Source organism: Luteimonas cucumeris (genome assembly GCF_007830035.1).
In the GTDB taxonomy this organism is placed as follows: domain Bacteria; phylum Pseudomonadota; class Gammaproteobacteria; order Xanthomonadales; family Xanthomonadaceae; genus Luteimonas_C; species Luteimonas_C cucumeris.
The window spans coordinates 582,627-591,234 of the sequence record NZ_VLKN01000003.1 but is presented as its reverse complement, the minus strand read 5'-3'; the positions used below and the strand labels follow the sequence as shown (position 1 = coordinate 591,234).

Below are 8,608 nucleotides of genomic sequence, written 5' to 3'. Positions count from 1 at the left end.
TGACCCTGCGCGATGACCTGGACATCAGCCGCGGCGATGTCGTGGCCGCGGCCCACCACGCCCCGGCCGTGGCCGACCAGTTCGCCGTGCACCTGCTGTGGCTGGACCGCGCCGCGCTGCTGCCGGGCCGTCCGTACCGGCTGCAGCTGGGCACCACCGCGGCCATCGCCCAGGTCACCGAGATCAAGTACCGGGTCGACATCAACACCCAGGAGCCGCTGGCGGCCAAGCGGCTGGAACTCAACGAGGTGGCCTACTGCAACCTCAACCTGGACCGCGCCATCGCGTTCGAGGCCTACCGCGACGACCGCACCCTGGGCGGCTTCATCCTGGTGGATCGGCAAAGCCAGGCCACGGTGGCCTGCGGCACGATCGATTTTGCGCTGCGCCGCGCGCACAACGTGCACTGGCAGCACCTGGCGCTGGACCGCCGTGCCCGCGCCCTGGCCAAGGGCCAGTCGCCGCGCTGCCTGTGGTTCACCGGCCTGTCCGGCGCCGGCAAGTCGACCATCGCCAACCGGGTCGATCAACGCCTGCACGCGCTGGGGTATCACACCTACGTGCTGGACGGCGACAACCTGCGCCATGGCCTGAACAAGGACCTGGGCTTCACCGACGAGGACCGGGTGGAGAACATCCGCCGGGTGGCGGAAGTGGCGCGGCTGATGACCGATGCCGGGCTGATCGTGCTGGTCAGCTTCATCTCCCCGTTCCGCGCCGAACGCGACATGGCGCGCGCCCTCTTCGGCGAAGGCGAGTTCGTCGAGATCCACGTCGACACGCCGCTGGCCATCGCCGAACAACGTGATCCGAAGGGCCTGTACGCCAAGGCCCGCGCCGGCCAGCTGCGCAACTTCACCGGCATCGACTCGCCGTACGAGCCGCCGCTGGCAGCGGAAATGCAGCTGTCCACGGCCCAGGAAAGTCCCGAGGTCCTGGCCGATCGCGTGGTCGACTATCTGCGCGAACATTGACGACGGATCGACGGTCCGCCGCAGGCGTTGACGCAATTTCGAGTGCCCGAAAACGAAAAAGCCGACTGGCGTCGGCTTTCGTGATCCTGGTGGGCGGTGCAGGGTTCGAACCTGCGACCCTTGCCGTGTGAAGGCAATGCTCTACCGCTGAGCTAACCGCCCGGGGCCGCGTAGTTTAAGGGCTCGGCGCAGGACGGACAAGCAGGGGCGCCGCTATTCCAGCTGTTCCCGTGCATAAGCGGCATCCAGCGCTTCCATCGCATCCCGTGGCTTGAGCCGGGCGGCTTTTTCGTAGGCCGCGGCCGCGGCGTCTTCCTTCTTGTCGCCGTACAGCAGCATCAGCACGTTGCCGTGTTCGACATGGGCGATGGGAGAGTCGGGCGTCAGCTTGAGCGCGGCCTTGATGTGCGACTCGGCTTCAGAGGCTTTCGCACCGTAGGTCAGGCCGCCGATCATCGCGCCGATCTTGCCGATGATCTCGGCGTGGTACAGCGCGAGCGCGGTGTGCGCCTCGGCGTGTTTGGGCGCCAGTTCCAGCGCGGCGTCCAACGATTCACGCACCTTGCCGGCAATGCCTTGCTTGAGTGCCTTGGCGATGCTCAGGCCCTGACTGTAACGGCCCAGTGCGAAGGCATGGCGATAGTGGCTGTTGGCCTCGTCGGGCAGCGCCTTGACCGCAGCTTCGGCCAGCTTGGCCGCATGTTCGAAGCGCTTCAGTTTTTCCGCATCGTCATCGACCAGATAGGTGGCGTGGATGCCGATTGCCTTGACCGCGACGGATGCGCCGAGCGGACCCAGTGCCTCGCCGGCATCGAAAGCTGCCTTGAAGTCGCCACGGTGGAAGGCGCGCCAGGCGTCCTGCAAGTCTGTCGACAATGTTTCGGCCTGGGCCTTCTTCGCCGCTTTGCCGGCCGCGTCGATCAGTGCCTCCGCATGCCTGGCGTCCGGGTACGGCTCGACATCGCCGGCATGCAGTTTCGACCATGCTTTGCCGAGTGCATCGCCAGCATAGGCGTAGCCCTTGGCATCATGCGGGAACGGCGCCCAGACGGACTTGGCGGCCATGCTCGATCCTCTGTATGTGGCAGAGCGGCAAGCATCACGCGATGCATGGCGGCTGGCAAGGGTAGGCCGCGCCGATCGCGCCGCTACCTTCGACGCGCGTGCAACTGGCCGCAAACCAGGTATTAACCCTTGGCAAGCAGATCGCAGGTCCGCCCGGAATCGGGTTGGACCGCTGCAGTGAAGGAAACGCCCTGCGATGCGGGGCGTTTTGGTGTTTGCTTGCTGCCCATGGCCGGAAGAATCAATCCGTGCGTCGCCAAACGACTTCATCGGAAGCACCATCGCCGCTGGTAGGTACTGGCACGCTGTAGGTCAGTACATCATTCGCCAGTGTAAATTTCCGGTCCTGCGTGGTGCCCTCCCAATTGGGGAACAGGGCGTGCTGGATGTGGAAACTGACCAGTCCTGCAGCCGTGTCCACGGCATATTCGCCGAAATGGGCGTTCACGCCCTGCGTCGCAGCTTTGTATTCCTCGGCGGTACCGTTGCTTTTCTTGCCTGAGGCAAACCGTGGACGTTGTGCACGCATGATCTGCGATGCGTAGCGGCCTTGGCCATCGAAGATCAGAACGCCCTTGGGTTCCGACCCATACAGCGCAACACGGCTGCCATCGGCCTTGATGCTGTCCACGCTCACCAGCGTCCACGTCCCCAGCAACGGATTCGGCGTGGTCTGCTCCGCCGCGTTCGCTGGCGGCAAAAGCGTCAGCAGGCAAAGCCAAGACATCGCCACCAGAGCAGTTTTCCTGAATCCCAACATGTGCCTAGCCTCTTCGAGTTGAACCGTGGACGTCATGCTAGAGGCCTAATGTCATATTGAATATGCATGGATGTATATTTCAGTCATTGAAAATATTAATGGTTGATCGATGAAATCACTCGACCTGGAAGCCATCCAGGCTTTCGTGCTGGTTGCCGAACTGCGCAGCTTCACGCGCGCCGCGGAGGCGATGGACAGGACGCAGTCGGCGATAAGCCTCAAGCTCAAACGGCTGGAAGATCGTCTAGGAAAACGCCTGATCGAACGCACGCCGCGGCGGGTAAGTCTGTCGATGGAAGGCCTGGCCTTTCTGGATGCGGCCAAGGATCTGCTGTCGTCGCATGAGCGTGCATTGGGTGCATTCGTCGCCGAAAAACGACGGTTGATCATCGGCATCAGCCATCTGGTCGTGGGTTCGTCGCTGCCCGGCCTGCTGACCCGGCTTTACGAGCATGATCCGAGCCTGATCATCGAGTTGCGCGTCGCCGGTTCACGCGAATTGCTGGCTGCGTTCGACTCCGGTGCGCTGGATGCGGTGATCGTCATTCGCACAGACGAGCATCGCCGCCATGGCGAAGTGCTGTACCGCGAGCGTTTTGGTTGGATCGCCAAGCCTGATTGGGAGCGCAAGCACGGCGCTGCGCTTGCACTTGCCACGCAGGGCGAGGGTTGCAGCGTGCGCGCGTCAGCTGCGCGCGCGCTCGATGAAGCGGGAATCGCGTGGAGCGAAGTATTCATCGGCAAGGGCGCGGCCGTAGTCGGCGCCGCTGCCGCCGCGGGCCTGGCGGTTGCCTTGATGGCGTACCGGTCTGCGCCCGCGGGAACGGTGGATATCGGGCCGGCCTTGTCCTTGCCGGTATTGCCCTCGGCCGAAGTGGCACTCTATACGACGGTATCCGACGCGCGCGGACGCAGTGCGCTGAAGATACTGGCCGCTGCGTTCAAAATGACTCAATGACTGATGGCGGCGGCGGCTGTGCTGCTCAGTCCAGATATGCCCGCGTCAGCTGGTTGAGGTGCACGCGCTCGGCGTCTCGCAGGAAGGGCGCCAGCAGCATCATCACTTGCACGATCCCGGCGCGGATCGCGGCCTGCTCGTCTTTTTCGCCGCGCACCGCGGCGTAGTTGAGCCAGAAGGTTGCGATCACCAGGATGTTGGTGGCGGCCGCATCGAGTTCCGTGGCCGATGCGCGCATCACGCCGCCCTGGGTCAGGCCGCGCATCACCTGGTGGGCGCTGTCGTCGGCACGCTTGAGAATGCGCGCGAAGCGGATGCGCAGGCGCCGGTTGCGGCTGAGGATGTCGACGAGATCACGATACAGGAAGCGATAGTCCCAGATGCACTCGAACACCAGGTGCAGCTGCAGCCAGATGTCCTCCAGGTTGGGAAGCCGGTCCGGCGGCGCGCCGAGCGCGGTATCGATGCGCTGCTCATAGCCGCCGAACAACTGCTCGATGATGTCGTCCTTGTTGCGGAAGTGGTAGTACAGGTTGCCCGGGCTGATCTCCAGCTCGTCGGCGATATGGTTGGTGGTGACGTTGGGTTCGCCCTGCGTGTTGAACATCGCGAGCGAGCAGTCGAGGATGCGTTGCCGGGTTTCGCGGGCCATCGGGCGTTACTTGTTGCCGTCAGCCGCGCGCACGGAAAGCGCTCAATTCGTCAGCTTCTTGACCAGGTCCACGTACTTCTTCATTGCGTCGTCCTGCGAGGAGCCCTTGAGCTTGGACCAGGCCTCGTACTTGGCGGTGCCGACGAAATCGAAGAAGCCGGGCTTGTCGCCGCTGACGTCGCCTTCCGAGCCCTGTTTGTAGAGTGCGTACAGGCGCAGCAGCGTGTCGTTGTCGGGTCGGTCCGGCAGGTTCTGGATGTCCCTGGCGGCTTGCTCGAATCGCTTCTGCAGATCAGACATGGGTCATCCTCCCGATGAGAGCGGCATGACAGCACGCACCGGCGGGGTGGTCAATACGCCGGGGAATTGTCGGCGGCGCCGGGCTCTGGCAACTTAGGCGCGATGGCCGCCCGTGGCGGCCCTACTTCCGAACGGGAGAGGTCATGGGCTATTTCGTCACCGGTGCCACCGGATTCATCGGCCGTTATCTCGTCAGCAACCTGCTCAAGCGCAAGGGCAGCGTGCACGTGCTGGTGCGCAAGGATTCGCAGAAGAAGCTGGAAGCCATCGGCAGGAAGATGGGCTGGGACATGAAGCGCATCGTGGTCGTGCATGGCGACATGACGACGGCAAGATGCGGCGTGACGCCTGCACAGTTGCGTGCGCTGTCGGGCAAGGTGAAGCACTTCTTCCATCTCGCCGCGATCTATGACCTGTCCGCGAGTGCGGAAAACCAGCGCGCGGCCAATGTCGATGGTACGCAGCACGCGCTCGACCTGGCGGCGATGCTCGGCGTGGGTTGCTTCCACCACGCCAGTTCGATCGCCGCCGCTGGCCTGTATCCGGGCGTGTTCCGCGAGGACATGTTCGAAGAGGCCGAGGGCCTGGACGATCCCTACCTGCGCACCAAGCACGAGGCCGAAGGCCTGGTGCGCGCGGAAAAACGCATCAAGTGGCGCATCTATCGCCCCGGCATGGTGGTGGGCCATTCGCAGACCGGCGAGATCGACAAGATCGATGGTCCGTACTATTTCTTCACCTTCATAAAGAAACTGCGCGAGATGCTGCCGCAGTGGATGCCGACGCTCGGCATCGAAGGCGGTCGCGTGAACATCATCCCCGTCGACTTCGTGGTCGATGCGATGGACCACATCGCGCACAAGCCCAAGCTCGATGGTCACTGCTTCCACCTGACCGATCCCGAGCCGCAGCGCGTCGGCGAAGTGCTCAACACCTTCGCCCGTGCCGGCCACGCGCCGGAAATGACGATGCGAATCGATGCGCGGATGTTCGCCTTCGTGCCGTCCAGCATCCGTGGCGCGGTGACCAACCTGCCCCCGGTGCGCCGCTTCATCGGCATGCTGCTGCGCGACTTCCGCATCCCGAAGGAAGCCTTGAAGTACATCACCTATCCGACGCGCTTCGACAACCGCGAGACCGAGCGTGCGCTGCGCGGCAGCGGCATCGCGGTGCCGCGCCTGGACGACTACGCCTGGCGGCTGTGGGACTACTGGGAACGCCATCTCGACCCGGACCTGTTCGTCGACCGCACCCTGAAGGGCAAGGTGCGCAACAAGGTGGTGGTGATCACCGGCGGCTCGTCGGGCATCGGCCTGTCGACCGCGCAGCGCGTGGCCGAGGCGGGCGCCGTCACGATCATCGTGGCGCGCGGCGAGGAAGAACTGTTCAAGGCGCGCGACGAAATGAAGAAGGCCGGCGGCAAGATCTTCGCCTATACCGCGGATCTTGCCGACATGGCCGATTGCGACCGGCTGGTCGAGAAGGTGCTGAAGGAACATGGCCACGTCGACATCCTCATCAACAATGCTGGCCGGTCGATCCGCCGCTCGATCGAGCTGAGCTACGACCGCTTCCACGATTTCGAGCGCACGATGCAGCTGAACTATTTCGGCAGCCTGCGCCTGATCATGGGCTTCATGCCGACGATGACGCATCGCCGCAAGGGCCACATCATCAACATCAGCTCGATCGGCGTGCTGGCGAACTCACCGCGGTTCTCGGCCTACGTCGCCTCGAAAGCGGCGCTGGATGCGTTCAGCCGCTGCGCACAGGGCGAACTGTCGGGCAAGGGCATTTCGTTCACCACGATCAACATGCCGTTGGTGAAGACGCCGATGATCGCGCCGACCCGGATGTACGACAGCGTGCCTACGCTGAGTCCGGAGGAAGCCGCGGACCTGCTGGTGCGGGCGATCATCGAGAAGCCGAGCCGCATCGCCACGCGTCTGGGCATCTTCGCCGCGCTGCTCAATGCCGTGGCGCCTAAGGCCTACGAGGTGGTGATGAACACCGCCTTCGAACTGTTCCCGGATTCGGCCGCGGCCAAGGGCGACAAGAAAGCCTTGAAGGGCGAGGTGCAACCCAGCAGCGAGCAGATCGCGTTTGCCGCACTGATGCGCGGCGTGCATTGGTGACGTCAAACAAGTTTATGTCGCGCAGGACGGAGCTTGCTCCGCTCCACGAGGCTTCGCCTTGCGTCAGTAGGAATGGCATTGCTTGAACCGCACCGGCGTGGTGCTGCCGGCCGGCGGATTGAGCTGCACACGCGTCGCACGCAGTTCGTCGTAGCGGCTGATGATGCCGCAGATGCCGGCCCATACATTGCGATCGTCGCTGACGAACAGCGACAGCGTGGATTGCGTCGACCAGTGTGCCTGCTCGATGCCGGGCAGGGCGGCGATCGCACGGGCGACATCGGCACGGCGCTTGGCGATTTCCTCCGGCGACAACGCTCCCACCGGTCGGGCCATGGTCGTGGACGTGGCGGTTTTCGCTACAGCAGCGGTGGAAGTGGCGGCCACCGATGCTGCCGTTGCCGGCTCGACAGAATTGCCGGGCCACAGCAAACCGGCCATCACGCCGACCGCCACGGCTAACAGCCAGCTGAAGCCGATGCTGCGGCGGGCGCTGGCCACGGCGTCTGCCTGCAGCCGTGCGCGCAGTGCTTCAGGCAATAGTGGTGCGATTTCCGGCCATAGCGTCTTGCCGTCGATCAGTTCGACCTGCAATGACGAAGCGCGTTCGTAGGCTTCGGCCGCGAAACTGCCTGGCGTCACCATGATGCCGCCGTTCGCATCGTTCATGCGGATGCTGTCGGCGAATTCGCCTACCGCCTGGCTGCCGAGCCGATAGGCCGAACCGTGTTTGCACGACAACGCACAGAGGCCCGAGCCGTGGCGGAGGAGGATGTCGGAATGATCGCCGCTGCCGAGAGGATGCTGCTCGATCGCGGTGTATCCGCGGCGGTACAGCATTTCCAGGACCAGGCCGGCGAACTCGCGCCAGTGCATGGCGTTGAGGCTGTCCACGCCCGCGGACGATTCGAGTTGGCGGCGACGCACGCCCCAGAGATAGAGCGTCATCGCGACGCCGACGACCAGAGCACAAAGCAGCCCGAACGCTGAAGCAGTCATCGGCGATCCCCATTTCGCTTGGATGCACTATAGCGCGTGAAGCGGAGCGCCCGGCGGCCGAGACGGGAAGCCCGCCAGTCCGAAGCCGTGAGGGGGGAGGGGAGCCTACGAACTTCGCATGGACTGGCGGGCTGAACTTGCCCTGGATCGTAACGCCGGCTTATTGCGCTTTCTTTCGGACCGGCGCCTTGCGGACGGGTGCCTTGCGTACTGCGGTCTTGCGCACCGCCGGCTTGGCGGCCTGCTTGCGCGGCGCGGCGCGCGGGGTGCTGCCATTGGCCTTGCGCAGCTGCGCGTTGAGTTCATCGACGCGATCGATCAGGGCATTGAGGTCGTCGCGACCCGGCACGCCAAGTCGGGTGAGCGCCCGTTGCACGCGGTCCTCGAACACTTTTTCCAGCTTGTCCCAAGTGTCGGCAGCGCGTTCGCGGGCGTGGCCGACGCGGTTTTCCATCGCGTCGCGAACGGCCTCGGCGCGGCCGCCGGCAAACTTGCGTGCGGTCTGTTCGAATGAAAGTCCTTCCTTGACCAGCGCTTCGAACAGCTTGGTGCCTTCGGCCTGCGCACGTCCGAACGCGCCGACGCCGGCCAGCCAGATCTGCTGCGCCGATTCGCTCAACGTGCCCGACAGGCGCTCGGCTTGTGCCTGTGCGCTGGCACTGCCTGTGGCGGTCTTCTTCTTCGACGCTTTCTTGAACTTGGCCATGGTTTCCTCTTGCGGATGCAGGTTGGAATGCACTTGAGTCTGGCCGCGCGATCTAGAGC

General features: G+C 64.2%; 9 protein-coding genes and 1 tRNA gene. 3 read left to right on the top strand and 7 right to left on the bottom strand.

Going from position 1 to position 8,608, the window contains the following annotated elements; genetic code table 11:
- On the top strand, nt 1-974 hold a 974-nt coding region (cysC, locus tag IP90_RS08770; protein WP_144899217.1), incomplete at its 5' end, for an adenylyl-sulfate kinase.
- Between the two features lie 87 nt (nt 975-1,061).
- Here cysC and IP90_RS08765 read toward each other — a convergent pair.
- The 3 genes from IP90_RS08765 to IP90_RS08755 all read right to left on the bottom strand — a co-directional run bounded on the left by IP90_RS08765 (nt 1,062) and on the right by IP90_RS08755 (nt 2,799).
- Nucleotides 1,062-1,136, bottom strand: a tRNA-Val gene (locus IP90_RS08765).
- Between the two features lie 51 nt (nt 1,137-1,187).
- Nucleotides 1,188-2,039, bottom strand: coding sequence for a tetratricopeptide repeat protein (locus tag IP90_RS08760; protein ID WP_144899216.1), 852 nt, complete (start codon nt 2,037-2,039; stop codon nt 1,188-1,190).
- 241 nt (nt 2,040-2,280) lie between these two features.
- The gene (locus IP90_RS08755) at nt 2,281-2,799 is read right to left on the bottom strand and encodes a lipocalin-like domain-containing protein (RefSeq protein WP_158635311.1); all 519 of its coding nucleotides are present in this window, start codon (nt 2,797-2,799) and stop codon (nt 2,281-2,283) included.
- A 109-nt stretch (nt 2,800-2,908) separates the two neighbouring features.
- On the opposite strand from IP90_RS08755, the gene IP90_RS08750 reads away from it, so the two are divergent.
- Nucleotides 2,909-3,757 carry a LysR family transcriptional regulator gene (locus IP90_RS08750; RefSeq protein ID WP_144899214.1) on the top strand — a complete coding sequence of 283 codons (849 nt, stop codon included), beginning with the start codon at nt 2,909-2,911 and terminating at the stop codon, nt 3,755-3,757.
- Between the two features lie 25 nt (nt 3,758-3,782).
- On the opposite strand, the gene IP90_RS08745 is transcribed toward IP90_RS08750, so the two are convergent.
- Both IP90_RS08745 and IP90_RS08740 read right to left on the bottom strand, forming a co-directional pair.
- Nucleotides 3,783-4,409, bottom strand: a complete 627-nt coding sequence (locus IP90_RS08745) for a TetR/AcrR family transcriptional regulator (RefSeq protein ID WP_144899213.1) — start codon at nt 4,407-4,409, stop codon at nt 3,783-3,785.
- Nucleotides 4,410-4,451: 42 nt separating this feature from the next.
- Nucleotides 4,452-4,709 carry an acyl-CoA-binding protein gene (locus IP90_RS08740; protein WP_144899212.1) on the bottom strand — a complete coding sequence of 86 codons (258 nt, stop codon included), beginning with the start codon at nt 4,707-4,709 and terminating at the stop codon, nt 4,452-4,454.
- Between the two features lie 143 nt (nt 4,710-4,852).
- Between IP90_RS08740 and IP90_RS08735 the strand changes: the two genes are divergently transcribed.
- A complete protein-coding gene (locus IP90_RS08735; RefSeq protein WP_144899211.1) occupies nt 4,853-6,844 on the top strand; it encodes an SDR family oxidoreductase in 1,992 nt (663 codons plus the stop codon).
- A gap of 63 nt (nt 6,845-6,907) precedes the next feature.
- Here IP90_RS08735 and IP90_RS08730 read toward each other — a convergent pair whose 3' ends face one another.
- On the bottom strand, nt 6,908-7,843 hold the full coding sequence (locus IP90_RS08730; RefSeq protein ID WP_144899210.1) for a restriction endonuclease: 936 nt from the start codon (nt 7,841-7,843) through the stop codon (nt 6,908-6,910).
- 160 nt (nt 7,844-8,003) lie between these two features.
- On the bottom strand, nt 8,004-8,549 hold the full coding sequence (locus tag IP90_RS08725; protein ID WP_144899209.1) for a phasin family protein: 546 nt from the start codon (nt 8,547-8,549) through the stop codon (nt 8,004-8,006).
- Nucleotides 8,550-8,608 lie beyond the last annotated feature (59 nt).

Coding starts and splice junctions, on each gene's coding strand:
- IP90_RS08760 (WP_144899216.1), bottom strand. CDS start 2,039: ATGGCCGCCAAGTCCGTCTGGGCGCCGTTCCCGCATGATGCCAAGGGC.
- IP90_RS08755 (WP_158635311.1), bottom strand. CDS start 2,799: ATGTTGGGATTCAGGAAAACTGCTCTGGTGGCGATGTCTTGGCTTTGC.
- IP90_RS08750 (WP_144899214.1), top strand. CDS start 2,909: ATGAAATCACTCGACCTGGAAGCCATCCAGGCTTTCGTGCTGGTTGCC.
- IP90_RS08745 (WP_144899213.1), bottom strand. CDS start 4,409: ATGGCCCGCGAAACCCGGCAACGCATCCTCGACTGCTCGCTCGCGATG.
- IP90_RS08740 (WP_144899212.1), bottom strand. CDS start 4,709: ATGTCTGATCTGCAGAAGCGATTCGAGCAAGCCGCCAGGGACATCCAG.
- IP90_RS08735 (WP_144899211.1), top strand. CDS start 4,853: ATGGGCTATTTCGTCACCGGTGCCACCGGATTCATCGGCCGTTATCTC.
- IP90_RS08730 (WP_144899210.1), bottom strand. CDS start 7,843: ATGACTGCTTCAGCGTTCGGGCTGCTTTGTGCTCTGGTCGTCGGCGTC.
- IP90_RS08725 (WP_144899209.1), bottom strand. CDS start 8,549: ATGGCCAAGTTCAAGAAAGCGTCGAAGAAGAAGACCGCCACAGGCAGT.